Origin of the sequence: Extensimonas perlucida (assembly GCF_007655255.1) — a bacterium.
Classification (GTDB): Bacteria; Pseudomonadota; Gammaproteobacteria; order Burkholderiales; family Burkholderiaceae_C; genus Extensimonas; species Extensimonas perlucida.
In genome coordinates this window covers 167779-190512 of sequence record NZ_VMYE01000005.1, presented here as the reverse complement: position 1 = coordinate 190512, position 22734 = coordinate 167779, and the positions used below count along the sequence as shown (strand labels likewise).

Below are 22734 nucleotides of genomic sequence, written 5' to 3'. Positions count from 1 at the left end.
GTTATCATAGGCTCCGATACATTTTGGAACATCGCGCCGCACCCGAGAATGTGGGTGCCAGCGCCTGCAAGCGTCCCGCAAACCGCCAGCATTCCTTCTGACAACGCCATTTTTCGTTTCGCGCCATAGACACCACGGGAACCCCATGCAAGCCACGCCACCGCCCTCCCAGGAGCCCAAGGTCGAGGTGCCTCTCATGGCCGCGGCGGAAATTCAGGATGCGCTGCTGGTCGTCATGCACGACTTGCGACGTCTCGAAGGATTGCTCGACCATGCGGCGGAAGTCCTGCTCGCGCGTTTTCACGAGGCCAATGCCTTGCTGAACAATGAGGCCGTGGCCGCATCTCCCACGCTCGCAGCAGTGCGCCAGGCACTGCGCGGCGCCGTGACGGAGTTGCAATTTCACGACATGGCGGTGCAGCTGATCACGCACACCCAGCAGGTGCTGCAGGGCTGTGCGTTCCGGCTCGCGGCCGAGGTCATGCCGCCCGAGGAAGGGGAGGATGTGGCGCCGTGCGTGCCCCGTTTGCCCGAGCGGCCCAACCCGGTGACGCAGGGCGAGATGGATGCCGGTTCGGTAGAGTTGTTCTAGCCGGCGCGTCGCCGCGCGTCATTACAGTTAACCTATGCAGCCCTTTCAGTTTTCAGCCTCCTGGAGCATTCCATGCCGTCGATTCTTGCCGTAGATGATTCACCCTCCATGCGAAAGATGGTGGCGTTCACCCTGACGGCGGCGGGTTATCAGGTGATAGAGGCCGTGGATGGGCAGGATGCCCTTGAAAAGGCGCAGGCCCAGGCCGTGGACCTGGTGCTGGCCGATCAGAACATGCCGCGGCTCGATGGCATAGGGCTCACGCGCAAGCTGCGCGAGTTGCCGCGCTTCAAGACCACGCCCATCCTGATCCTGACGACCGAATCCAGCGACCAGATGAAGCAGGCGGGGCGCGCCGCCGGAGCCACGGGCTGGCTGGTCAAGCCATTCGACCCGAACCGCCTGATCGAAGTCATCAAGAAGCTCATCCCCTGAACACCCTGAATACCCTGAACGCCTCCCACATTCCCAGTCCCTTGCCGGACACGCATTGATTGCAGCACACAGGAGCCCTCATGGCGCAGACCCAGCACGAAGCAACGGGCGCAGGCGCGGATTTCGATCTGAGCCAGTTCTACCAAATCTTTTTCGAAGAAGCGGGCGAAAACCTCGACCAGCTCGAGCAGATCCTGCTGCACCTGGACCTGCAAAGCGCCAACGATGAAGAGCTCAACGGCATCTTCCGCTGCGCGCACTCGATCAAGGGCGGCGCCGCCACCTTCGGCTTTACCGACGTGGCCGAGCTCACGCACCAGATGGAGTCGCTGCTCGACCGCCTGCGCCGCCATGAGCTGCAGCCCGTGCCCGAGATGGTCGATGTGCTGCTCGAGTCGGCCGACGCTGCGCGCAGCCTGCTCGCACGCCACCAGGCCGGAGAGCAGGGCGAGGCCGTGCCCACGGGCGACCTGGTGCGCCGCATCAGCGCACTCGCCGCGGGGGCTGCGGCACCCGCCGCGCCCGCACCGGCACCAAGCCCAGCACCGGCTCCGGCACCTGCGACCGCGGTCGCTGCCGTTGCAAGCCCCGCCGTGCCCAGCCCGGCGGCGGGGCAGCCGCGCCAGCTCGAGCTCGAAGTGGGCCCGCTCGTACAGCCCGCACTGGCGGACGCGATCAAGGAGCTGTTCCGCGACATTCCCGGTCTGGGCAGCATCAGCGACCTGCCGGCCCCGGCGCCAGGCATGCGCCGCTTTGCCGTGCAGACCAGCTCGTCCAACGACGACTTGCTCGACCTGCTCGCTTTCCACGTCGCCAAGGAGCAGGTGCGCATCACCGAGCCTGGCGCGCCGCAGGCGGCCGCGCCGGCCGCAGAGCCGGCGGCAGGGTATGGGCTTTTCACCGATGCGGCCCCGGCGCCGCCTGCAGAGCCGCTGCAAGCGCCAGCCGCGTCCGCACCGACTGCCGAGCCGCGCAGCGCACCCACGCAGGCCGCGCAGACTGCGCACACGGCACACCCCGTGCCGGCGCAGTCGCTCGAATCGACCTCCATCCGCGTGGCCGTGAACAAGGTCGATCAGCTCATCAACCTGGTGGGCGAGCTCGTCATCACGCAGGCCATGCTCGCGCAAAACAGCCGCGGGCTGGATCCGGCAGTGCACCAGCAGCTGCTCGCGGGCCTGGCCGATCTGGACCGCAACACGCGCGACCTGCAGGAATCGGTCATGTCCATTCGCATGATTCCGATGTCGGTCGTGTTCAGTCGCTTCCCGCGCATGCTGCGCGACCTCGCGCACAAGCTCGGCAAGAAGGTCGAAATGGTCACTGTGGGCGAGGCCACCGAACTCGACAAGGGCCTGGTCGAGAAAATCACCGATCCGCTCACGCACCTGGTGCGCAACAGCTGCGACCACGGCATCGAATTGCCGGCCGAGCGCCGCGCCAAGGGCAAGCCCGAGCACGGCACGATCACGCTCGCGGCCTCGCACCAGGGCGGCTCCATCGTGATCGAGGTGCGCGACGACGGGCAGGGCCTGTCGCGCGAGAAAATCCTGCGCAAGGCGCGCGAGCGCGGCCTGGACGTGTCCGACCAAATGAGCGACGCCGAGGTCTGGCAGCTCATTTTCGCGCCGGGCTTTTCCACCGCCGAGGTGGTCACCGACGTTTCGGGCCGCGGCGTGGGCATGGACGTGGTCAAGCGCAACATCACGGCGCTCAACGGCACGGTCGAGATCGATTCGGTCGAAGGCCAGGGTACGCGCGTGGCGGTGCGCCTGCCGCTCACCTTGGCCATCATGGACGGCATGTCGGTGGGCGTGGACAACGAGGTTTACATCCTGCCGCTGTCCTCGGTGGTCGAGTCCTTCCAGGTGCAGGCAGGTGACCTCAACACCGTGGCGCAGGGGGCGCAGCTCGTCAAGGTGCGCGACGAATACATGCCCGTGATTGCGCTCGAAAAAATCTTCGAGGTGCCGCGCCTCGATGCCAGCAGGTCGAGCGACATCATGGTGGTCGTGGAGGCCGACGGCAGCCGCGTCGCGCTGCTCGTCGATGAGCTGCTGGGGCAGCACCAGGTGGTGGTGAAGAACCTCGAGACCAACTACCGCAAGGTGTCCAACGTCTCGGGTGCGACCATCCTGGGTGACGGCCGCGTGGCTTTGATTCTGGATACCGCGAGCCTGGTGCGCCGGGCGCGGCACTGATTTCGCAGAGGGAAAACCATGGAAGCAGTAGCAAGCAAGACGGAAGAAGCCGCGGTGGCCGCCGCGCGTGAATACCTCACGTTTCGCCTCGCGCAGGAGGAATACGGCATAGACATCCTCAAAGTGCAGGAAATCCGCGGCTACGAGCCGCCCACGCGCATCGCGCATGCGCCCGAGTTCGTCAAGGGCGTGGTCAACCTGCGCGGCACCATCGTGCCCATCGTCGACATGCGTTTGCGCTTTCACTGCGCGCAGGCCGCGTACGACAGCTTCACCGTGGTCATCGTGCTGAACCTGCACCAGCGTGTCGTGGGCATCGTGGTCGATTCGGTCAGCGACGTGCTTGAGCTCGTGCCGGAGCAGATCCGCCCCGCGCCCGAGGTCGAAAGCACCATAGACAAGGGCTGCATTACCGGCCTGGGGTCTGTCGGCGAGCGCATGCTGATCCTGCTCGACATCGAAAAGCTCATGACCAGCACCGACATGGGGCTGGTCTAGCGGCTGGCGGCATCGAAGAGAGAAAAAGCGCATGCCGAAGACAGGCTGGTTGCACGCACGCAGTGGTCAATCCGACGCCATCGGAATCCCTGTAGCGGCTTGGCACTGACGGGGCGTTGTCGCGATGTCTCTTTCACCGCCTTTGTCTGCATCCCGTTCGCGTCCCGCTGCGGTCGGGGCATCACACTCCGGGCCCGTTGCCGATCCGCCCGGCCCTTTGCTGCAGGGGCGCGAGTTTGCCTGGACGCCGGCCGACTTTGCGCGCGTGCGGGCGCTGATTTACCAGCGCGCGGGCATCAGCCTGCACGAGGGCAAGCAGGCCATGGTCTATAGCCGGCTCGCACGTCGCCTGCGCGAGACCGGGCACGGCAGCTTCCAGTCCTACCTCGACTGGCTCGAATCGCAAGTGGGCGCCGAAGGCCGCGAGTGGCAGGAGTTCGTGAACGCGCTCACGACCAACCTCACGGCCTTTTTTCGCGAACCGCACCATTTCGAGCTGCTCGCCGCGCACCTGCGCAGCAAGCCCGCGGGCACGCGCTGGCGCGCCTGGTGCAATGCGGCCTCCACGGGCGAGGAGCCTTATTCGATCGCCATCACAGCGCTCGAGACGCTGGGCCCGCATGCGCCGTTTCAGTTGATGGCGAGCGACATCGACTCGCGCGTGCTTGCCACGGCCGCGCAGGGCGTTTACCGCCTCGACAACGTCAAGGGCTTGAGCCAGGAGCGCCTGCAGCGCTTTTTCTTGCGCGGCAAGGGCACGAACGCGGGGCTGGTGCGCGTCAAGCCCGAGCTGCGGCGCATGATCGAATTCCTGCAGATCAACCTCATGAGCGAGTCCTGGCCCTTCAAGGAGCCGTTCGACCTCGTGTTTTGCCGCAACGTGATGATTTACTTCGACGCGCCCACGCAGCGCCGCGTGCTCGAGCGCATCCACCGCGTGCTCAGGCCGGGTGGTCTGCTGTTCGTGGGCCACGCCGAAAATTTCAGCGAAGCGCGCGACCTGTTCACGCTGCGCGGAAAGACCGTCTATGAACGCCGCTGAATCGGCCCGCCGCGCGGCCCCAGACCCTGCCAGCGCGGCGTCCAGGGCCTTGCTCGCGCAGCTCAAGGCGCGCGCGCGCCAGCCTGGCGAAGCGGGATTTTTTTATCTCGACAACCACTTCGGCCGCGTCGCCGTGAAAGTGCTGCCGGGCGAATACTTCGTAACCGGCGAGGACATGCTCATCACCACGGTGCTGGGCTCGTGCATCGCCGCGTGCCTGTGGGATGGCCGGGTGCGCATAGGCGGCATGAACCACTTCATGCTGCCCGAGGGCGAGCCGGGCGATGTCTCGGGCCGCTACGGCTCGTATGCCATGGAGTTGCTGATCAACCAGATGCTCAAGCTCGGTGCGCGGCGCGAAAACCTGCAGGCCAAAATTTTTGGCGGTGGGCAGGTCATGCACAATTTCACCACCATGAACGTGGGTGAACGCAACACGCATTTCGTGCGTGAATACCTGCGCACCGAGCACATTCCCATCGTGTCGGACGACGTGCTCGACATCTACCCGCGCAAGGTGGCGTTTTTTCCGGTCACGGGCAAGGCCATGGTCAAGCGCCTCGCGCACGCCCACCCCGAAACGCTAGAGGCGCAAGAGGTGCGCGGCAACGCCGCCACGGTCGCCAGGGCCACGGCCGGCGGCTCGATAGACCTGTTTTGACGTATCTTTTTTTCTGTACCCATGCCAGTGAAGCCAAAAATCCGCGTGATCGTGGTCGATGACTCGGCGCTGGTGCGCAGCCTGCTGGCCGAGATCATCAACCGCCAGCCCGACATGGAGTGCATAGGCACGGCCAACGACCCGCTGATCGCGCGCGAGATGATCCGCGAGCGCAACCCCGACGTGATCACGCTCGATGTCGAAATGCCGCGCATGGACGGCATCGACTTCCTCGAGCGCCTCATGCGTCTGCGCCCCATGCCGGTGCTGATGGTCTCCACGCTCACGCAGCGCGGCGCCGAGGTCACGATCCGTGCGCTCGAGCTCGGTGCAGTGGACTTCGTCGCCAAGCCGCGCGTCGGGCTCGCGAGCGGCATCAACGCGCTCGCCGACGAGATCGTCGAAAAGATCCGCATCGCTGCGGCCTCACACGTGCATCGCCTCGTCGCCAAGGCTGCGGCCCGCGCGGCCGCCAGTGCGGACGCAGGCGCCGCGGCGGCGCCTGCGCAGCCCCTGGGCCGCATCTCGACCGAAAAGCTCATCGCCATTGGTGCCTCCACGGGCGGCACCGAGGCCATCAAGGAAGTGCTGCTGCCCATGCCCGCGGATGCGCCGGCCATCGTCATCACGCAGCACATGCCGCCGGGCTTCACCACGAGCTTCGCTGCGCGCCTCGACAGCCTGTGCCGCATCGGCGTCAAAGAGGCTGAAAACGGCGAGCGCATCCTGCCCGGCCACGCCTACATCGCGCCGGGCGGCATGCAGTTTCGCATCGCGCGCAGCGGCGCCAATTACGTCGCGGTGGTCGAAGACGCCCCGCCCGTGAACCGCCACAAACCCTCGGTCGAGGTGCTGTTCAAGTCGGTCGCGGCGGTGGCAGGGCGCAATGCCTACGGCATCATGCTCACCGGCATGGGCAACGATGGCGCCGCCGCGATGCGCGAGATGAAAGACGCCGGCGCCACCAACTACGTGCAGGACGAGGCCACGTGCGTGGTCTTTGGCATGCCGCGCGAAGCCATCGCCCACGGCGCCGCCGACGAGGTGCTGCCGCTGCAGCAGATCACCCCCGCGCTGCTCGCGCGCCTGCGCAGCAGCACCGACCGGCTGCACCACCGGATTTGAGCCCCGCTTTGTCCGAAAGGTCTTATCGATAGCTCATGTTTTAGGAGCTGCTTGTGCTTGCTGCGTAAGCACAAAGTGTCGATTTGGCTTGAAATTTTGCGCGGCTTCACCCCAGCCCACGCACCACCTCGAGCGCATCTTCCACGCGCTCGACGGCGTGGATGGTCAGGCCCTCTATGGCCTTTTTGGGCGCATTGGCCTTGGGCACCACGGCCACGCTGAAGCCCAGCTTGGCGGCTTCGCGCAGGCGCTCCTGGCCGCGCGGCGCGGGGCGCACTTCGCCCGCGAGGCCGACTTCGCCGAAGGCAAAAAACCCCTTGGGCAGCGCCTTGCCGCGCAGGCTCGAGGTGATCGCGAGCAATACGGCCAGGTCGGACGCGGGCTCGCTGATGCGCACGCCGCCGACGGCGTTCACGAACACGTCCTGGTCGGCGCAGGCCACGCCCGCGTGGCGGTGCAGCACGGCCAGCAGCATGGCCAGGCGGTCGCGCTCCAGCCCCACGCTCAGGCGCCGCGGGCTCGGGCCGCCGCTGTCCACCAGGGCCTGGATTTCGACCAGCAGAGGGCGCGTGCCCTCGAGCGTGACGAGCACGCAGCTGCCGGGCACGGGCGCGCTGTGCTGGCTCAGGAAAATGGCGCTCGGGTTGCTCACGCCCTTGAGGCCGCGCTCGGTCATCGCGAACACGCCGATCTCGTTGACCGCGCCAAAGCGGTTTTTGATGGCGCGCACGAGCCGAAACGGGCTGTGCGTGTCGCCCTCGAAATACAGCACGGTATCGACCATGTGCTCGAGCACGCGCGGGCCGGCCAGCGCGCCTTCCTTGGTCACGTGCCCGACGAGCACCACGGCCATGCCCGAGGACTTGGCCGCGCGCGTGAGGTGCGCCGCGCACTCGCGCACCTGTGCGACCGAGCCCGGCGCCGAGCTGAGCTGGTCGGAATACACGGTCTGGATCGAGTCGATCACCACCACGGCGGGCTGGTGCGCGTCCATGGTGGCGAGGATTTTTTCGAGCTGGATTTCGGCCAGCACCTGCACCGGGCTGTGCTCGAGCCCGAGCCGGCGCGCGCGCAGCGCCACCTGCGCGCCGCTTTCCTCGCCCGTCACGTACAGCGTGGGCAGGCCCGTGCGCTGCAGCGCGTCGAGCGCTTGCAGCAGCAAGGTGGACTTGCCTATGCCCGGGTCGCCGCCGATCAGCACCACGCCGCCTTCGACGATGCCGCCGCCGAGCACGCGGTCCAGCTCCTCGAGGCCGCTTGCTGTGCGCGCGAAGTCGCGCGCCTCGATCGCCGCGAGCGGCTGCACGGCCTGCGCTTGCGCGAGCCCTGTAAAGCTGGCGGCGCTGTAGCGGTTCTTGCCCGGCTCGGCCTCGGCCACGGTTTCGACGAGCGTGTTCCAGGCGCCGCAGGCGGGGCATTTGCCGAGCCAGCGCGGGCTCGTGCCGCCGCAGGTGCTGCAGGTGAACAGGGTTTTTTCTTTGGCCATGGGTGTGGGAATACGCGAGGGGCGAGAGCTTGGGCGCGGCACTATAGAGCATTGCCCGCGGGCGGGTCTTGTGGCACGGGCAGCGCCGCAAAGCGCACCGTGAAGCGCGCGCCCGGCGGGCGGCGATCCGGGTGCGCGTCTTCGAGCAGCACTTGCGCGCCGTGCTGGCGTGCGATCTCGCGCACGATGGGCAGGCCCAGGCCCGAGCCGTCGGCCTCGTTGCCGAGCGCGCGGTAAAACGGCTGGAACACGAGCTCGCGCTCGGCCTCGGGCACGCCGGGGCCCGAGTCCTCGACTTGCAGCAGCACGACCTGGCTCAGCGGGTCCGCGAGCACGCGCGCGGTGACCACGCCGGGCTGCGCGGCGCTCGATGGCGTGTAGTTGATCGCGTTGTCGAGCAGGTTGCGCACCAGCTCCTTGAGCAGTGTGGGGTTGCCCTGCACCCACACGCCGGGCGCCGTGGGCGGGGCGCCGTCGTAGCCCAGGTCGAGGTGCTTGTCGAGCGCGCGCGGCACCGAGTCGCGCACCGCTTCCATGGTCAGGCGCGCAAGGTTGCAGGGCTGGTGCGCGAGGCGCGCGCCGCTCGCCTCGGCACGCGCGAGCGCGAGCAGCTGGTTCACCGTGTGCGTGGCGCGCACGCTCGCGCGCCCGATCTGCTGCAGCGAGCGTTTGAGGTCTTCGGTGCTCGTGCCTTCGCGCTGCGCGAGGTCGGCCTGCATGCGCAGGCCCGCGAGGGGCGTCTTGAGCTGGTGCGCGGCGTCGGCGAGAAAGCGCTTTTGCGTCGCGATGGAGTCGGCTAGCCGCGTGAGCAGGTCGTTCACCGAGGCCACGAGCGGCGCCACTTCGAGCGGCACCGTGCGCTCGTCGAGCGGGCTCAGGTCGTCGGGGCGGCGCGCGCGGATGCGCTGCTCGATCTGGCTCAGCGGCTGGATACCGCGCGCAAGCGCCAGCCACACCAGCAGCACCGCGAGCGGCAGGATCACGAACTGCGGCAGCATCACGCCCTTGACGATTTCGGTCGCGAGCATGCCGCGCTTTTCGCGCGTCTCGGCCACCTGCACCAAGGCCAGCGCGGGGCGGCCCTGCTCCGCAGGCAGTGCGAGCGGCACCCAAACCGCGGCCACGCGGATGTCCACGCCGCGCAACTCGTCGTCGCGCAGCCACACCGTATCGACGGCATCCTGATCCGGGCGTGCGTCCCCTGCGGGTTGCGGCAGGCTCGCGTCGCCCGCGAGCAGCGCACCGTCGGGGGCGAGCACCTGGTAATACACGGTGTCGGCGGCGTCGGCGCGCAGCATTTCATAGGCCGGTTGCGGCAGGCGGAACTGCACCTGGCCGTGCGCCACGCTCACGAGCTGGGCCAACGTCTGCGCGTGGTGTTCGAGCGCGCGGTCGAAAGGTTTGTTCGCGAGCGTCTGCGCGACCAGCCAGGTCAGAGCGAGGCTCAACGGCCACAAGAGCAGCAGCGGCGTGAGCATCCAGTCGAGGATTTCACCGAACAGCGAGCGCTGCGTGCGCTGGAAGATTTTCAAGGTCGTTTTTTATAAGTAAAAACTGCCTTTTACGCCCGCCAATACTGCGTAAGCAGCTCATTTTTCGAGAGTCAGGCGGGGATTTTTTCGAGGCAGTAGCCGAGCCCGCGCACGGTGGCGATGCGGATCGGGCCGCGCTCGATCTTCTTGCGCAGGCGGTGGACATAGACCTCGATGGCGTTGAGGCTCACTTCCTCACCCCATTCGCACAGGCGCTCGACCAGCTGCTCCTTGCTGACCAGGCGCCCGGCGCGCTGCAGCAGCACTTCGAGCAGGCCGAGCTCGCGCGCCGAAAGCTCCACCATCTTGCCGTCTATGGTGGCCACGCGCCCCGCCTGGTCATACACCAGCGGCCCGTGGCGGATGACACTGCTCGTCGCACCAGCCTTGCGCCGTGTGAGCGCGCGCACGCGCGCCTCGAGCTCCTGCAGGCTGAAGGGCTTGGCCATGTAGTCGTCGGCGCCGAAGTCCAGCCCCTGCACGCGGTCTTCCACGCTGTCGGCGGCCGTGAGGATGAGCACGGGCAGCGCGGAGCCGCGGCCGCGCAGCTTTTTGAGCACTTCGAGCCCGTGCATGCGCGGCAGGCCCAGGTCGAGGATCAGCAGGTCGAATTCGGTGTGCGTCATCAGCGCGGCGTCGGCCTCGCTGCCGCTGGCCACGTGGTCCACCGCCGCGCCCGAATTGCGCAGCGTGCGCAGCAGGCCGTCGGCCAGCACCTGGTCGTCTTCGGCAATGAGGATGCGCATGGGGCTCGTCTCCGGGGCTTTGGTTTCTTGCGCGATTGTGGCATGCAGCGATGGCCGTGCGGGCCGCGCACCTGGCACTGCTCGACCCTGTGCGACGGGCCCCCTGCTTACAATGCCGCGGCACAACCAGGGCCCCCAGCATGAGCATCAAAAGCGACAAATGGATACGCCGCATGGCCGAGCAGCACGGCATGATCGAACCCTACGAGCCCGGCCAGGTGCGCGAGGTCGATGGGCGCAAGATCGTGAGCTACGGCACCAGCAGCTATGGCTACGACATCCGCTGCGCGCCCGAATTCAAGATTTTCACGAACATCCACAGCACCGTGGTCGATCCCAAGAACTTCGACGAAAAGAGCTTCGTCGATTTTCATGGCGACGTGTGCATCATCCCGCCCAACAGCTTTGCGCTCGCGCGCACCGTCGAATACTTCCGCATCCCGCGCAACGTGCTCACGATCTGCCTGGGCAAAAGCACCTACGCGCGCTGCGGCATCATCGTCAACGTCACCCCCTTCGAGCCCGAGTGGGAGGGCTATGTGACGCTCGAATTTTCCAACACCACGCCGCTGCCCGCCAAGATTTATGCCGGCGAAGGCTGCGCGCAGGTGCTGTTTTTCGAGAGCGACGAGGTCTGCGAAACCAGCTACAAAGACCGCGGCGGCAAGTACCAGGGACAGGTGGGCGTGACGCTGCCCAGGGCGTGAGGCGCGCATCACCCTCGGCACCGCGCCGCGCCATCACCGTGTCATGCCGAGCGCGGCACGATGCCGCGCGTGCTGCGGTGCGACAATAGGAGGTTCATGACAAGTTCTTTTTCCAATCTCTCGCTGGCCGAGCCGCTGGCGCGTGCCGTGGCCGAAATGGGCTACACGGCGATGACGCCCATCCAGGCGCAGGCCATTCCGGTCGTGCTGCAGGGGCGCGACGTCATGGGTGCGGCGCAGACGGGCACGGGCAAGACGGCGGCATTTTCGCTGCCGCTGCTGCAGCGCCTGCTGGTGCACGAAAACAGCTCCACCTCGCCCGCGCGCCACCCGGTGCGCGCGCTCGTGCTGCTGCCCACGCGCGAGCTCGCCGACCAGGTCGCGCAGCAAATCGCGCTCTACGCCAAATACACGAAGCTGCGCAGCGCCGTGGTGTTCGGCGGCATGGACATGAAGCCGCAGACGCTGGAGCTCAAAAAAGGCGTGGAAATTCTCGTCGCCACGCCAGGGCGGCTGCTTGACCACATCGAGGCCAAGAACGTGGTGCTCAACCAGGTCGAATACGTGGTGCTCGACGAGGCCGACCGCATGCTCGACATCGGCTTTCTGCCCGACCTGCAGCGCATCCTCGCCTACCTGCCGCGCCAGCGCACCACGCTGTTGTTTTCGGCCACCTTCTCACCCGAAATCAAGCGCCTCGCGGCGAGCTACCTGAACAATCCGGTGACCATTGAGGTCGCACGCCCGAACGAGACGGCATCCACCGTGGAGCAGCGCTTTTATGCCGTGGGCGAGGACGACAAGCGCAGCGCGCTGCAGCAGCTCTTGCGCACGCTGGAAGTGAAGCAGTCCTTCATCTTCGTGAACAGCAAGCTCGGCTGTGCGCGCCTGGCGCGTGCGCTCGAGCGCGAGGGCTTCAAGACCGCGGCGCTGCACGGCGACAAGAGCCAGGACGAACGCCTGAAGGCGCTCGAAGCGTTCAAGCGCGGCGAGGTCGATCTGCTCGTGTGCACCGACGTGGCTGCGCGCGGGCTGGACATCAAGGATGTGCCCGCGGTGTTCAACTACGACGTGCCTTTCCACGCCGAAGACTACGTGCACCGCATCGGCCGCACCGGGCGCGCGGGCGCCTCGGGGCTGGCCGTGACGCTCGTCGCACCGGGCGACGCGCGCCTCGTGGCCGAGCTCGAGAAACTCCTCAAGAAAAAAATCGCCCCCGAAGCTCTCGCCCTCGAGCACGAGCGCCCGCGCAGCCGCGAGGGCCGCTACGGATCGGGGGGCGACGCAGGACGGGCGGCGGGACGCGACAGAGACCGGGAATCAGGTAGAGAGTCGGGCCGGGATTCGGGCCGAACATCGGCAAGAGGATCGGCGCGCGACGACCGCCCACAGCGGGGCTTCCGCCCGCCCGCGCCCGTACGCGATCCGTTTTTCGACAAACCCTACGAACCCAGCCCCGACGCCACCCCGGCTACGTGGGAGGCCGTGGAGAAGGTGCTCACGCCCCCACGCAACGGCGTCTCGCCCAACATCAAACCCAAGCGCAAGATCGCCGCGCTGCTCAAGGCGGGTTCCTGAGCCAAGAAATTGGAATCTGACCCCAATTTTTGCTGAAGCACTCTCGCGGCATCTGCATTTCAGGGGGGTATGCGCCGATCACAGCTTGGGAGTGTCTCCGGAGTTGAGGCGTGCCTTGCGGGCGTTGGCTTCTTGGTCCGCCAGCCACTTTGAGGTAGCCTGCATGGCGGGCACTCCATATCCTGGATCAGCCATCAGGAATTCCATGCTTACTACCGAGGAGCCTCCGCTCTTGGTCTTCAGCTTGGCCTGCAGCACGGCACTGCATTGCGACGGATCGGTTGGAGCCAACCGTTTCTTCTGTTGGTCGGCATACCACCGCAGCGCATCGGGTGTCTGCGACACGGGTGGCAGCAGCAGTCCCTTGTCCACTCTGCCGCAGGGCTTGCGATCCGCCTGTGCCCACGCCAGATCCGTGCTGATCATCCCGATGCCGTATGTCTGCACGGTGGCCGGCTTGCCGTATTTCTGCGTGAGCGTATCCATCATGCGCTCCAGCGCCGGCGGGTTCGCATAACTTGTCAGCGTGCGGCGCAGGCTGATCAGTCGCTGCTCTAGGGGCGGGGCTGAGAACTCCAGTTGGAGCGTTTCCTGATCCTGATCGGAAAGGGGTATACGTGCGACCAGGCCCGAGGTGAACCCTGCAGTGTCTTGCCGTTTCGCGCCATCGTTGTAGCTGAACTTAAGCGAGTTCATGGTGATTTTGGCCGTCGGTGCATGTGCCTTGACAGCTGCGACTGCCTGCTGTTCGCTCATGCCGAGTTTCAGACCGACGACATCCCAGTTCGGTGCTGCCTGCAGCGTAGTGGCTGAACAAATTAGTACGGTCAGTGCGATGGTGCGGAGAAGTGCTGTGTTGCGAAGACCTGTTTGGATGGCGCGGTTTGTCATCGTTCGAACCCTTGAGGAGATTGATGTTCATGGGCGTTCTTCCATTCTTCTGTTATTTTGGTTCTGAACAGACCAGCATGACTCTATCATTAACGCGGATTGTTCATAAGCATCACTCACGCCCCCGGCTTTTGCGCCTGCGCACACCGCACCTGCAGTAGTTCACGCTCGGCCAGGGTGTGGCCGAAGCGCACCGCGCTCAGGGCGCCGCCCCAGACGCAGCCGGTGTCGAGTGCGAGCAGGTCGGGGCGGTTGAGCCAGCCCAGCGTGGACCAATGGCCGAACGCGATCGGCTGGCCCGCCGTGCGCCGCCCGGGCACGTCGAACCAGGGCAGCAGGCCCGGCGGGGCGGCGCTGGCGCTTTCGGTGCTCGAAAAATCCATGGTGCCTTGTGGCGTACAAAAGCGCAGGCGGGTGAGCGCATTGACGATCACGCGCAGGCGCTCCACGCCGCGCAGGCCGTCGTGCCATTGCGCGGGCGCATTGCCGTACATTTGGTGCAGGAAGTCGCCAAGGTCGGCGCTGCGCAGCACGGCGTGCACCTCGTCGGCCAGCGCCAGCGTGTCCTGCGCGCTCCACTGCGGCAGCACGCCTGCGTGCACGAGCAGGAGCGCTTCTTCGTCCTGCCCATGCAGATGCTGGCGCGCGAGCGGCTGCTGGCGCAGCCACTCGAGCAGGGCCGGGCGGTCGGGGGCGTCGAGCATGGCTTGCAAGGTGTCATTGCGCCCCGGTTTGCGCGCGCCGTGCGCTACCGCGAGCAGGTGCAGGTCGTGGTTGCCCAGCAGTGGGCGCAGTGCGTCGCCGTGCGCCATGCAGCGGCGCAGCACCGCGGCGGAGTCGGGCCCGCGGTTGACCAGGTCGCCGAGTAGATAGACGGTGTCGCGGCTCGGCGAAAAGCCGATGCGCTCGAGCAATTGCCCCAGGGCGCGGTCGCAGCCTTGCACGTCGCCGATACAGTAAAGTGCCATGGTGTTCAATGTTTAGTCAAGACCCATGGATTTTCTGCTGATCGCGCTGCTGACGCTGCTCAATGGCGTGTTCGCGATGTCCGAGCTCGCGCTCGCGTCGAGTCGCAAGCTGCGCCTCGTGGCGCTGGCCGAAGAGGGCGACAAGGGTGCGCAGGCGGCGCTCGCGCTGCTCGACGATCCGACGCAGTTCCTCTCCTCGGTGCAGGTGGGCATCACCTCGATAGGCATGCTCAACGGCATCATCGGCGAGGCCGCGTTCAGTGAGCAACTCGCGCACTGGCTGCAAGGCTTGGGCATGGCCCCGGGCGCGGCGGGCGTCGCGGCCACGGCGCTGGTGGTCACGGTGATCACTTTCATCACCATCGTGTTCGGCGAGCTGGTGCCCAAGCGCATCGGGCAGCTCTACCCCGAGCCCGTGGCGCGACTGATCGCGCTGCCCATGACCTGGGTGGCGCGCGTGGCCAAGCCTTTCGTGCGCCTGCTCGCGCTTTCCACGCAGGCCGTGTTGCGCCTGCTGCGCGTCGATGATTCGGCTGTGCGCTCCATGACCGAGGAGGAGATCATCGCGAGCCTCGAAGAGGGCCGTGCCGCGGGCGTGATCGAGCACCACGAGCACCAGATGGTGCGCAACGTCTTTCACCTCGACGACCGCCCGTTGACCTCGCTCATGGTGCCGCGCACCGACGTGCAGTGGCTGGATGCGCGCGCGTCCGTGGCCGATTGCCTGCGCCTGGTGGCGCAGGGTGAGCGCGCGCATTCGTGGTACCCGGTGTGCCGCGGCTCGCTCGACGAGGTGGTCGGCATCATCAGCGTGGCGCGCCTGCTGGCGCTCGGGCCTGAAGCGAGCGGCAGCTTGGAGGCGCATGTGCAGCCCGCCGTCTTCGTGCCCGAAACGCTCACGGGCCTGGAGCTGCTCGAGCAATTCCGCAAGCGCGCTGGGCGCATGGTGTTCGTGGTCGATGAATACGGCGTGGTGCAAGGCATCATGACGCCGCACGATTTGCTCGAAGCCATCACCGGCGAACTGCAGCCCGGCGCTGCGAGCGAGGCCTGGGCCACGCAGCGCGAAGACGGCAGCTGGCTGCTCGACGGCCTCATGCCCGTGAACGAGCTCAAGGCGCGGCTGGGCATCCGCGAGCTGCCCGGCGAAGAGCGCGCGCGCTACAACACCCTGGCAGGGCTGCTGATGGCCGAGTCGGGCCACTTGCCGGTCGTGGGCGAGCGCATCGGCTGCGCGGGCTGGGTGTTCGAGGTGGTGGACCTCGATGGCAAGCGCATCGACAAGGTGCTGGCCCAGCTGCAGCCGCCCGCGGCCGACCATGCAGAGGGTGAATAGCCAAAGCGCGCCGAAACAAGCGCAAACAAGGCTGCAGCATTGCTACAGATTTGTGTAACGCCCAGCGCTTACACTGCGTCCAACCGGCGATTTTTGAAGGATTTTGTCCATGCATTTCCCCACCTTGCGTACGCTGACCTTGGCCGTGCTTGCCGGAAGCATGCTTTTGACGGGCTGCACGACCACAGGCGAAACCGACACGGCGCCCAACACCTCGGCGCGCGTGGCGCTCGACGCAGAAGTGAACGACACGCTGAATCGCCTCTACAAAGTCGCGCCCGACGCGCGCGAGATGGTGGCCAAGGCCGCCGGGGTGCTGGTGTTCCCGTCGGTCGTCGGCGGCAGCTTTGTGGTCGGCGGCGGCTACGGGCGCGGCGCCATGCTCGTGGATGGGCGCACGCAGGGTTATTACAGCCTGGGTACGGGCTCCATAGGCTGGCAGATCGGTGCGCAGTCCAAGTCGGTCATTTATGTCTTCAACACCCGCGAAGCCCTGGCAAAGTTTCTCGACAGCACGGGCTGGGTGGCCGGCGTCGATGCCAGCGTGGCGGTGGCGCACATCGGTGCCAACGGCCGCATAGACAGCGAAACCATCCGGCAGCCTGTGGTCGGTTTCGTCATGAACAATGCCGGGCTCGAGGCCGGCGTGTCGCTGCAGGGCACGAAGATTTCGCGTATCAGCCTTTGAGCGTGTTGTTTGTTTTTCCACTGAGCAAAGGAGTTTGACCATGCGTTCTCCCATTTTGCGTACTTTGGCGCTCGCCGCAGTGGCTGGCAGTGTGCTTTTGACGGCATGCACCACCACCGGCGAAAAAGACACGGCGCCCAAACCTTCGGCGCGCGCCGCGCTCGATGCCGACGTCAATGCCGCGCTGAACCGGCTCTACAAGGTGTCGCCCGATGCACGCGAGATGGTGGCCAAATCCGCCGGCGTGCTGGTGTTTCCCTCAGTGGTGGGCGGCAGCTTCGTGGTCGGCGGCGAGTATGGCCGCGGCGCGCTGCTGCAGCACGGCCGCATTCAGGGCTACTACAGCCTGGGCGCGGGCTCGCTCGGCTGGCAGATCGGCGCGCAGTCCAAGGCCATCATCTACGTCTTCAACACCAGCGACGCGCTGCAGAAGTTCCTCAGCAGCGATGGCTGGGTGGCCGGCGTAGATGCCACCGTGGCCGTGGCGCACCTCGGTGCGAATGGCAGCATAGACAGCGAAACCGCCAAGCAGCCCGTGGTCGGCTTCGTGATGAGCAACGCCGGCCTCGAAGCCGGCGTGTCGCTGCAGGGCGCGAAGATCACCAAGATCAAGCTCTGAGTTTGTTTGGTGTTTGCGCCGCGCTGATCTTGGCTACAAGGTCAGCGCGCCGGCACTCTTGCTCTTGCCCGCGCGCGCGGGCGGATTGCACAGGCCGCAGGTGTAGTAGCGCGCATTCTCGTAGGGTTCGGTGACGAACTGCCCGCCGCATTGTCTGCACGCCGTGCGCGTGAGCATGCCGGCATCGACGAATTTCACGAGGCGCCAGGCGCGCGTGAACGACAGCAGCGGCTCGATTTGTGCCATGCGCATCTGCTCGTCGTAAAGGCGGTAAGCCTTGGTCAGCAGCTCCACCGCATCCAGGCTCACGCCCTTGGACAGGTACTCGTAGATGTTGAGGAACAGCGAGCTGTGGATGTTTTCCTGCCAGGTCAGGAACCAGTCGGTCGAAAACGGCAACTGGCCCTTGGACGGGGACTTGCCTGCGATTTCTTTGTAGAGGCGGATCAGGCGCTCGTAGGACAGCGTGGTTTCCGACTCCAGCACCTGCATGCGTGCGCCCATCTGGATCAGCATGGCCGCGCGCTCGATCTGGCGCGATTCGTCGAGCACGCTCTTGGTGCTCGTTTTGGCTTTTGTTTTGATCGCTGTATCGGCAATGGCGGCGGTCATGATGGCGTCCTTTTAACGAAAAGTCTGTAAAGATTCAGAGCACCTCGGAGATGCGCCCTGCCATGAGGATGTTCGCGTGCAGGGTGTTTGTGGCATCGCTTCCCGACTTTTTCTGTGTGTGGTTCGTGAGCAGGCTCCAGACCAGGTTGTCGTCGACGCGGAAGCTGCAAAGAAGGGTGTTTCTCGAGGCCAGTTTGAGCACTTGCGCTGCCGACAGCGATGCCAGAATATCGGCAGCGTCTTCGTTGATGCCCAGGCGGAACACGGCTTCGGCCTTGTCCTGGCGAATCAGGTTCTGCGCCAGCATCAGGTAGGTGAGGTTGGCTTCGCGGATTTCGGCGAGGAGTTGGTCGTTGGTCATGGCGGCAATCCTTTCAGGGCCGGATCGGTGCATGGCAGAAGTGCTATTGCGCGATCCGTTGAAATGGATTGTGATTTCGCCCCAATCAAAAATTAAGTCGGCGTTTGGCGGTTTCGCGTGTCAGTCTGCGCGCCGGTCTTTGTAGGAATTTGCCTGACAAATGGCGCAGGCTGTGGGGGCCCAGCTCGGGTGGTGCGCCAGCTGCGCGAGGACTTGCTGCGGCTGTTGCGGCCTCGCGCTTGCGCCCTCACCCGCGCTCCACGGGCCGTGCGGGGTCGCTGCACCATTCGCTCCAGCTGCCCGCGAAAAGGGCCGTTTGGCCGAGCCCGGCGACTTCCATGGCGAGCAGGTTCGGGATTGCGCTCACGCCGCTGCCGCAGTAGTGCACCACGCTCGCGGGCGCGCGGTTTTCCAGCAGCGCCTCGAATTCGGCGCGCAGCTGGGCCGCGGGCTTGAAGCGCCCGTCGTCCTGAAAATTGAGCGTGAACGGGCGGTTCAGCGCGCCGGGAATGTGCCCCGCGACGGGGTCCAGCGGCTCGACTTCACCGCGGTAGCGTGGTGTGGCGCGCGCGTCGATGAGGGTTTGCGTGGGTTGGCCCAGCGCCGCCAGCACCTCGGCCGCGCTGACCAGGCGGCGCAGCGCGGGGCCCGGCACGAACGGCGTTGGCTCGGGCGCAGGCTCGGGGCCGCTGCGTACAGCGCCATCCGCGGCTTGCCAGGCTTGCAGGCCGCCGTCGAGCACGGCCACGGCCTCGTGCCCCAGCCACTTCAGCATCCACCACAGGCGCCCGCAGAAATTCGCGCCATTGCGGTCATAGACGACGACTTGCATGTCGGGATGCAGGCCATGGCGCGCGAGCCAGTCGGCAAAGACCTCGCGCAGCGGCAGCGGATGGCGCCCGCCCGAGGCGCGCGGCTGCTGCGCGGCAGCGCTCAGGTCATGGTCCAGATGCGCGTAGTGCGCGCCGGGGATGTGCGCCGTGCGGTACTGCTGCGTGCCCGCCTCGGGTTGCGCAAGGTCGAAGCTGCAGTCGAAGAGCAACAACGGTGCGCCGCTGGCTTGCAGGGCTTGCAGCTCGGCGGCCGTGATCAGGGTGGTGTAGGCTGGCATGTCAAGGTTCCTGTGTGGATGGCTGCCATGGTGCGCTGGCGCGCCGTAGCGGGCCGCAGGCTTCGCAGCGTTGCAATGGTTTGCTCATGGCCAAAAACTTGTGGCCCAAAGAGAGGGGGCATGATGCACATGCCCATCAGCGCAAAGAGCGCGCGGCAGCGAACATCCAGGCGGCTTGCATGGCTGGAAATTATGAATAAAAAACGGCCTGCGCGCTTTGTGGATGCGCGCAGGCCGCTATCGCTGCGGTAGCTTTCAGGCAGTGATGCGCATGCCCATCACGCGCCGGTACCACTCGTGGAAGTGCTGCATGCCGTCTTCCATGGGGCTTTGGTAAGGGCCGACTTCGTTGTCGCCGCGCGCAAACAGCGCCTTGCGGCCTGCATCCATGCGCTCGGCGATTTCGTCGTCCTCGATGCAGGTCTCCATGTAGGCCGCCTGCTGCGCCTCGACGAATTCGCGCTCGAAGGCGACGATTTCCTCGGGGTAGTAAAACTCCACCATGTTCAGCGTCTTGTCGAGGCTGACCGGGTGCACGGTGGAGACGGTGAGCACGTGCGGGTACCACTCGATCATGATGTGCGGGTAGTACGTGAGCCAGATCGCGCCGCGCTCGGGCATCTTGCCGTTGCGGTATTTGAGCAAGACCTCGTGCCACTTCTTGTAAACGTCGGAGCCGGGCCGCGCGAAGGTTGCGGCCACGCCCACGGTCTGCACCGAGAAGTTCTCGCGGAACTCCCAGCGCAGGTCGTCGCAGGTCACGAAATTGCCCAGGCCCGGGTGGAACGGGCCGACGTGGTAGTCCTCGAGATAGACCTCGATGAAGGTCTTCCAGTTGTAGTTGCACTCGTGCAGCTCGACGCGGTCGAGCGCATAGCCGCTGAAGTCGAGTTCGGCACGCGGGCCGAGCTGCGCGAGGTCGGCGGCTATGTCGCGCCCGTTGTCTTCGAACAGCAGGCCGTTCCAGGAGCGCAGCGGGTAATTGCGCAGGTTCAGGCACGGGTCTTGCGCAAAGTGCGGCGCGCCCAGCAGTGCGCCCTGCGCGCTGTAGGTCCAGCGGTGCAGCGGGCACACGATGTTGCCGCCCGCGCTGCCTTTTTGCTGCGTGTAGAGCGATCCGCGCCCTTGCAGCATCACCGCCTGGCGGTGGCGGCAGACGTTCGAGACCAGTTGCACCTGCCCTTGCGCATCGCGCACCAGCGCGCGGCCGCCGTTTTCCTGCGGCAAAGCGTAGTAGTCGCCCGCGTTCGGGACGCAGAGTTCGTGCCCCACATAGCGGGGCCCAGGCTGAAAGATGCGCTCCAGTTCGCGCTGGAACAGCGCCTCGTCGAAATAGCTGGAAACTGGTAGTTGGCTTGCGGCCTGCTGCAGTCGAAGACTTAAATCAGACATGGGTGACCTGACCTAAAGACTCCCCACAGGGAGGATGCGCCGTGCATCTTGACAATGAAACCGGCAGGAGCCAAGCGACCCCCGCCGGAAGGGAATGGGATTGTAGCGAGCAGGGTTATTTGCGGGGTGATTCCCGTAGGGGCCGTGCGTGAATTGGGGCGCGGCAAGAGCGTTTTGGCGTGTGCAGGCGGCTACGGCTTCTTTGGGTTGCCGAGCTTGCGATAGACCGTGGCCCGGCTGATGCCCAGGGCGCGCGCCGCCTGCGCGACGTTGCCGCGCGCGGCCCAGACGGCCTGGCGGATCAGCGCCGTTTCGGTTTCGCGCAGCGGCGCGGGCACGTTCGCTGCGGTTGCTGCGGTTGCTGCGGTTGCTGCGGTTGCTGCGGTTTCGGCGCTGGCACTCGGCGCGCCGGGCGGTGCGGTCAGCGCCACTAGCGTGCGTTGGGGCGCGGCCGGCAGTGCCAGGCCGTGCAGGCGCAGGCCCGACCACAGGGGTAGTTCGAGCGGGGCCGGCCCGTGGCGCGCGGCTTGCTGCGCCGCACCCAGCAACATGCCCCAAGGCAGCGCGCACAGGTGGCCCCAATGCAAGGCGGTGCCCGGCGGCAATTGGGGCAGCGGCATGAGCTGGCGCGCCACGCCGTTACTGCCGAGCACCTGCCCGTCGGCGTCCAGCACGAGCAAGCCGTCGCCTTCGCCGCCGAGCGGGCTGCCGGGCCAGTTCACGCGCAGCAGCAGCGCGTGCGCTTGCTGCAGCAGCAGCGCGTCTTCGATCGCGCGTGCCGAGCGCGCCGCGAGGTGGCGCAGCTCGGGGCGCTCGGGCACATCGACGCCCGTCAGGTCGAGCATGCCCATGCAGCGCCCCCAGGGGTCGAACAGCGGTGCGCCGGCGCAGCTGTAGCACGTGTTGTCCTCGAAAAAGTGCTCGCCGCGGTGCAGCCACACGGCTTGCTGCTCGGTCAGCGCCGCGCCTATGGCCGTGGTGCCCACGGCAGACTCGGACAGGTCTATGCCCACCCGCCCGATGGCACGGGCGCGTGGGTCGCCGTCCGCGGGCTGGCCGTGCAGGCCCTGCACTGCAAGCACGATGCCGCGCGCGTCGGTCAGCAGCGCAAAGTAGCGCATGCCGGTGATGGTGCGCGCGAGCTGCTCGAGCACAGGGCGGGCTGCTTGCAGCAGGTCGTGGTGCTGCTCGTGGATGCGGCGCAATGTGGCGGAGCCCACGGCGTCGAACACCACGCGCTGCGTCGGCTGCAGGCCGCTGGCTAGGCAACGCTGCCACGAGCGCGCGAGCCACGGCTCCAGGCCCGCGGCCGCGGCCAGCAGGGCAGTGGCATGTGCGCCTGGCGCGTCGCGCAGCGCCTGGCGTGCCTGCGCGACGAGCGCGAGGCGATCGGGGGACGCTGGCGGGGCGGTGAGGGACATCCGGGCCTCTCGAAAAGGTCGTGCGCAAACGGGCGCGCGCAGCCGGGCGCGTGATTCGGCGGATTCGTGCAGCAGGGTGGGAAAGATCATGCCCGGCCGCATCGTGCCGCATGTCACATTTTGAGAATATCCGCGCAGGGCCCAAGGAAATTCAGGGTTTTCCCCAAAAAACGGCGCGTGGACGCAGGTCAAAAATGGCAGGCGATCCACCTGTCCCACCCGCTTCGAGGAGACCCACCGATGCAAGTCCACTTCACCGTCAACGGGCGCGCCGCCAGTGTCGATGTGCCGCCCAACACCCTGCTCGTGCACGCGCTGCGCGAGCAGCTCGCGCTCACCGGCACGCACGTAGGCTGCGACACCAGCCAGTGCGGCGCCTGCACGGTGCTCGTCAACGGCCGCGCCGTGAAGTCCTGCGCCATGTTGGCCGTACAGGCACAGGGCGCCGAGGTGCAGACCATCGAGGGACTGGCCGCGCCTGACGGCACGCTGCACCCCATGCAGGCTGCGTTCAAGGAGTGCCACGGCCTGCAGTGCGGCTTTTGCACGCCGGGCATGGTGATGAGCGCAGTGGACTTGGTCAAACACCACCCGCAGGCCAGCGAGGCCGAGATCCGCGAGCTGCTCGAAGGCAACCTGTGCCGCTGCACGGGCTACCAGAACATCGTGCGCGCGGTGCAGCAGGGCCGCGAGGCCATGGGCGCCTGAACCCACCCACCACCTTTCAAGGAG

Annotated in this window: 23 protein-coding genes; 13 read left to right on the top strand and 10 right to left on the bottom strand. The window is 66.5% G+C overall.

All coding sequences use genetic code 11. The features are described from left to right. Positions 1–145: 145 nt before the first annotated feature. The 7 genes from FK527_RS06955 to FK527_RS06925 all read left to right on the top strand — a co-directional run bounded on the left by FK527_RS06955 (position 146) and on the right by FK527_RS06925 (position 6554). Positions 146–592 carry a hypothetical protein gene (locus FK527_RS06955; RefSeq protein ID WP_144731550.1) on the top strand — a complete coding sequence of 149 codons (447 nt, stop codon included), beginning with the start codon at positions 146–148 and terminating at the stop codon, positions 590–592. A 72-nt stretch (positions 593–664) separates the two neighbouring features. Beyond that, complete coding sequence (locus tag FK527_RS06950) at positions 665–1027, top strand: response regulator (protein ID WP_144731545.1); 363 nt, start codon at positions 665–667, stop codon at positions 1025–1027. A gap of 80 nt (positions 1028–1107) precedes the next feature. Next, positions 1108–3228 (top strand): chemotaxis protein CheW, encoded by a 2121-nt coding sequence (locus FK527_RS06945; RefSeq protein ID WP_144731542.1) that lies wholly within the window; start codon positions 1108–1110, stop codon positions 3226–3228. An 18-nt stretch (positions 3229–3246) separates the two neighbouring features. Beyond that, positions 3247–3726, top strand: a complete 480-nt coding sequence (locus FK527_RS06940; RefSeq protein ID WP_144731539.1) for a chemotaxis protein CheW — start codon at positions 3247–3249, stop codon at positions 3724–3726. Between the two features lie 124 nt (positions 3727–3850). Next, the gene (locus FK527_RS06935; RefSeq protein ID WP_144731536.1) at positions 3851–4768 is read left to right on the top strand and encodes a CheR family methyltransferase; all 918 of its coding nucleotides are present in this window, start codon (positions 3851–3853) and stop codon (positions 4766–4768) included. Beyond that, positions 4755–5429: a chemoreceptor glutamine deamidase CheD gene (gene cheD, locus FK527_RS06930; RefSeq protein WP_144731533.1), complete on the top strand. Its 675-nt coding sequence runs from the start codon at positions 4755–4757 to the stop codon at positions 5427–5429. Before FK527_RS06935 ends, cheD begins: the two co-directional genes overlap by 14 nt. A 27-nt stretch (positions 5430–5456) precedes the next feature. Then, entirely contained in the window at positions 5457–6554 is a 1098-nt protein-coding gene (locus FK527_RS06925) for a protein-glutamate methylesterase/protein-glutamine glutaminase (protein ID WP_144731596.1), read from the top strand. 106 nt (positions 6555–6660) lie between these two features. On the opposite strand, the gene radA is transcribed toward FK527_RS06925, so the two are convergent. From radA to FK527_RS06910, 3 genes are all read right to left on the bottom strand, one after another. Beyond that, positions 6661–8040 carry a DNA repair protein RadA gene (gene radA / locus FK527_RS06920; RefSeq protein WP_144731530.1) on the bottom strand — a complete coding sequence of 460 codons (1380 nt, stop codon included), beginning with the start codon at positions 8038–8040 and terminating at the stop codon, positions 6661–6663. Positions 8041–8081: 41 nt separating this feature from the next. Further along, positions 8082–9572, bottom strand: coding sequence for a sensor histidine kinase (locus FK527_RS06915; protein WP_144731527.1), 1491 nt, complete (start codon positions 9570–9572; stop codon positions 8082–8084). A 71-nt stretch (positions 9573–9643) separates the two neighbouring features. Next, complete coding sequence (locus tag FK527_RS06910) at positions 9644–10318, bottom strand: response regulator (protein ID WP_144731525.1); 675 nt, start codon at positions 10316–10318, stop codon at positions 9644–9646. A gap of 140 nt (positions 10319–10458) precedes the next feature. Between FK527_RS06910 and dcd the strand changes: the two genes are divergently transcribed. Beyond that, positions 10459–11025: a dCTP deaminase gene (gene dcd, locus FK527_RS06905; protein ID WP_144731523.1), complete on the top strand. Its 567-nt coding sequence runs from the start codon at positions 10459–10461 to the stop codon at positions 11023–11025. Between the two features lie 96 nt (positions 11026–11121). After that, entirely contained in the window at positions 11122–12603 is a 1482-nt protein-coding gene (locus FK527_RS06900; RefSeq protein ID WP_144731520.1) for a DEAD/DEAH box helicase, read from the top strand. A gap of 78 nt (positions 12604–12681) precedes the next feature. On the opposite strand, the gene FK527_RS06895 is transcribed toward FK527_RS06900, so the two are convergent. Together FK527_RS06895 and FK527_RS06890 are read right to left on the bottom strand one after the other, a co-directional pair. After that, the gene (locus tag FK527_RS06895; RefSeq protein WP_144731517.1) at positions 12682–13494 is read right to left on the bottom strand and encodes a hypothetical protein; all 813 of its coding nucleotides are present in this window, start codon (positions 13492–13494) and stop codon (positions 12682–12684) included. Between the two features lie 116 nt (positions 13495–13610). After that, the gene (locus FK527_RS06890; RefSeq protein WP_144731514.1) at positions 13611–14462 is read right to left on the bottom strand and encodes a symmetrical bis(5'-nucleosyl)-tetraphosphatase; all 852 of its coding nucleotides are present in this window, start codon (positions 14460–14462) and stop codon (positions 13611–13613) included. A 25-nt stretch (positions 14463–14487) separates the two neighbouring features. Here FK527_RS06890 and FK527_RS06885 point away from each other — a divergent pair, with 25 nt between their 5' ends. The 3 genes from FK527_RS06885 to FK527_RS06875 all read left to right on the top strand — a co-directional run bounded on the left by FK527_RS06885 (position 14488) and on the right by FK527_RS06875 (position 17105). After that, on the top strand, positions 14488–15798 hold the full coding sequence (locus tag FK527_RS06885) for a hemolysin family protein (protein WP_144731511.1): 1311 nt from the start codon (positions 14488–14490) through the stop codon (positions 15796–15798). 109 nt (positions 15799–15907) lie between these two features. Next, positions 15908–16486, top strand: coding sequence for a BPSL1445 family SYLF domain-containing lipoprotein (locus FK527_RS06880; RefSeq protein WP_144731508.1), 579 nt, complete (start codon positions 15908–15910; stop codon positions 16484–16486). A gap of 40 nt (positions 16487–16526) precedes the next feature. Next, complete coding sequence (locus tag FK527_RS06875) at positions 16527–17105, top strand: BPSL1445 family SYLF domain-containing lipoprotein (protein ID WP_144731505.1); 579 nt, start codon at positions 16527–16529, stop codon at positions 17103–17105. Between the two features lie 33 nt (positions 17106–17138). Here FK527_RS06875 and flhC read toward each other — a convergent pair whose 3' ends face one another. From flhC to FK527_RS06850, 5 genes are all read right to left on the bottom strand, one after another. Next, positions 17139–17717, bottom strand: coding sequence for a flagellar transcriptional regulator FlhC (gene flhC / locus FK527_RS06870; protein WP_144731502.1), 579 nt, complete (start codon positions 17715–17717; stop codon positions 17139–17141). A gap of 34 nt (positions 17718–17751) precedes the next feature. Next, entirely contained in the window at positions 17752–18078 is a 327-nt protein-coding gene (gene flhD / locus FK527_RS06865) for a flagellar transcriptional regulator FlhD (protein ID WP_144731499.1), read from the bottom strand. Positions 18079–18325: 247 nt separating this feature from the next. After that, entirely contained in the window at positions 18326–19189 is an 864-nt protein-coding gene (locus tag FK527_RS06860) for a sulfurtransferase (protein ID WP_144731497.1), read from the bottom strand. Positions 19190–19444: 255 nt separating this feature from the next. Then, positions 19445–20581 (bottom strand): aromatic ring-hydroxylating oxygenase subunit alpha, encoded by a 1137-nt coding sequence (locus FK527_RS06855; RefSeq protein ID WP_144731494.1) that lies wholly within the window; start codon positions 20579–20581, stop codon positions 19445–19447. Between the two features lie 191 nt (positions 20582–20772). After that, the gene (locus FK527_RS06850) at positions 20773–22002 is read right to left on the bottom strand and encodes a helix-turn-helix domain-containing protein (protein ID WP_144731491.1); all 1230 of its coding nucleotides are present in this window, start codon (positions 22000–22002) and stop codon (positions 20773–20775) included. A 240-nt stretch (positions 22003–22242) separates the two neighbouring features. Between FK527_RS06850 and FK527_RS06845 the strand changes: the two genes are divergently transcribed. Beyond that, a complete protein-coding gene (locus FK527_RS06845; protein ID WP_144731488.1) occupies positions 22243–22710 on the top strand; it encodes a (2Fe-2S)-binding protein in 468 nt (155 codons plus the stop codon). Positions 22711–22734 lie beyond the last annotated feature (24 nt).

What these genes read in the sequence shown, in the direction of transcription:
- FK527_RS06910 (WP_144731525.1), bottom strand. Translation starts at nt 10,318, where the DNA reads ATGCGCATCCTCATTGCCGAAGACGACCAGGTGCTGGCCGACGGCCTG.
- FK527_RS06850 (WP_144731491.1), bottom strand. Translation starts at nt 22,002, where the DNA reads ATGTCCCTCACCGCCCCGCCAGCGTCCCCCGATCGCCTCGCGCTCGTC.
- dcd (WP_144731523.1), top strand. Translation starts at nt 10,459, where the DNA reads ATGAGCATCAAAAGCGACAAATGGATACGCCGCATGGCCGAGCAGCAC.
- FK527_RS06950 (WP_144731545.1), top strand. Translation starts at nt 665, where the DNA reads ATGCCGTCGATTCTTGCCGTAGATGATTCACCCTCCATGCGAAAGATG.
- FK527_RS06935 (WP_144731536.1), top strand. Translation starts at nt 3,851, where the DNA reads ATGTCTCTTTCACCGCCTTTGTCTGCATCCCGTTCGCGTCCCGCTGCG.
- FK527_RS06875 (WP_144731505.1), top strand. Translation starts at nt 16,527, where the DNA reads ATGCGTTCTCCCATTTTGCGTACTTTGGCGCTCGCCGCAGTGGCTGGC.
- FK527_RS06845 (WP_144731488.1), top strand. Translation starts at nt 22,243, where the DNA reads ATGCAAGTCCACTTCACCGTCAACGGGCGCGCCGCCAGTGTCGATGTG.
- FK527_RS06885 (WP_144731511.1), top strand. Translation starts at nt 14,488, where the DNA reads ATGGATTTTCTGCTGATCGCGCTGCTGACGCTGCTCAATGGCGTGTTC.
- FK527_RS06900 (WP_144731520.1), top strand. Translation starts at nt 11,122, where the DNA reads ATGACAAGTTCTTTTTCCAATCTCTCGCTGGCCGAGCCGCTGGCGCGT.
- FK527_RS06860 (WP_144731497.1), bottom strand. Translation starts at nt 19,189, where the DNA reads ATGCCAGCCTACACCACCCTGATCACGGCCGCCGAGCTGCAAGCCCTG.
- FK527_RS06890 (WP_144731514.1), bottom strand. Translation starts at nt 14,462, where the DNA reads ATGGCACTTTACTGTATCGGCGACGTGCAAGGCTGCGACCGCGCCCTG.
- FK527_RS06880 (WP_144731508.1), top strand. Translation starts at nt 15,908, where the DNA reads ATGCATTTCCCCACCTTGCGTACGCTGACCTTGGCCGTGCTTGCCGGA.
- FK527_RS06940 (WP_144731539.1), top strand. Translation starts at nt 3,247, where the DNA reads ATGGAAGCAGTAGCAAGCAAGACGGAAGAAGCCGCGGTGGCCGCCGCG.
- FK527_RS06895 (WP_144731517.1), bottom strand. Translation starts at nt 13,494, where the DNA reads ATGACAAACCGCGCCATCCAAACAGGTCTTCGCAACACAGCACTTCTC.
- flhD (WP_144731499.1), bottom strand. Translation starts at nt 18,078, where the DNA reads ATGACCAACGACCAACTCCTCGCCGAAATCCGCGAAGCCAACCTCACC.
- FK527_RS06945 (WP_144731542.1), top strand. Translation starts at nt 1,108, where the DNA reads ATGGCGCAGACCCAGCACGAAGCAACGGGCGCAGGCGCGGATTTCGAT.
- radA (WP_144731530.1), bottom strand. Translation starts at nt 8,040, where the DNA reads ATGGCCAAAGAAAAAACCCTGTTCACCTGCAGCACCTGCGGCGGCACG.
- FK527_RS06855 (WP_144731494.1), bottom strand. Translation starts at nt 20,581, where the DNA reads ATGTCTGATTTAAGTCTTCGACTGCAGCAGGCCGCAAGCCAACTACCA.
- flhC (WP_144731502.1), bottom strand. Translation starts at nt 17,717, where the DNA reads ATGACCGCCGCCATTGCCGATACAGCGATCAAAACAAAAGCCAAAACG.
- cheD (WP_144731533.1), top strand. Translation starts at nt 4,755, where the DNA reads ATGAACGCCGCTGAATCGGCCCGCCGCGCGGCCCCAGACCCTGCCAGC.
- FK527_RS06955 (WP_144731550.1), top strand. Translation starts at nt 146, where the DNA reads ATGCAAGCCACGCCACCGCCCTCCCAGGAGCCCAAGGTCGAGGTGCCT.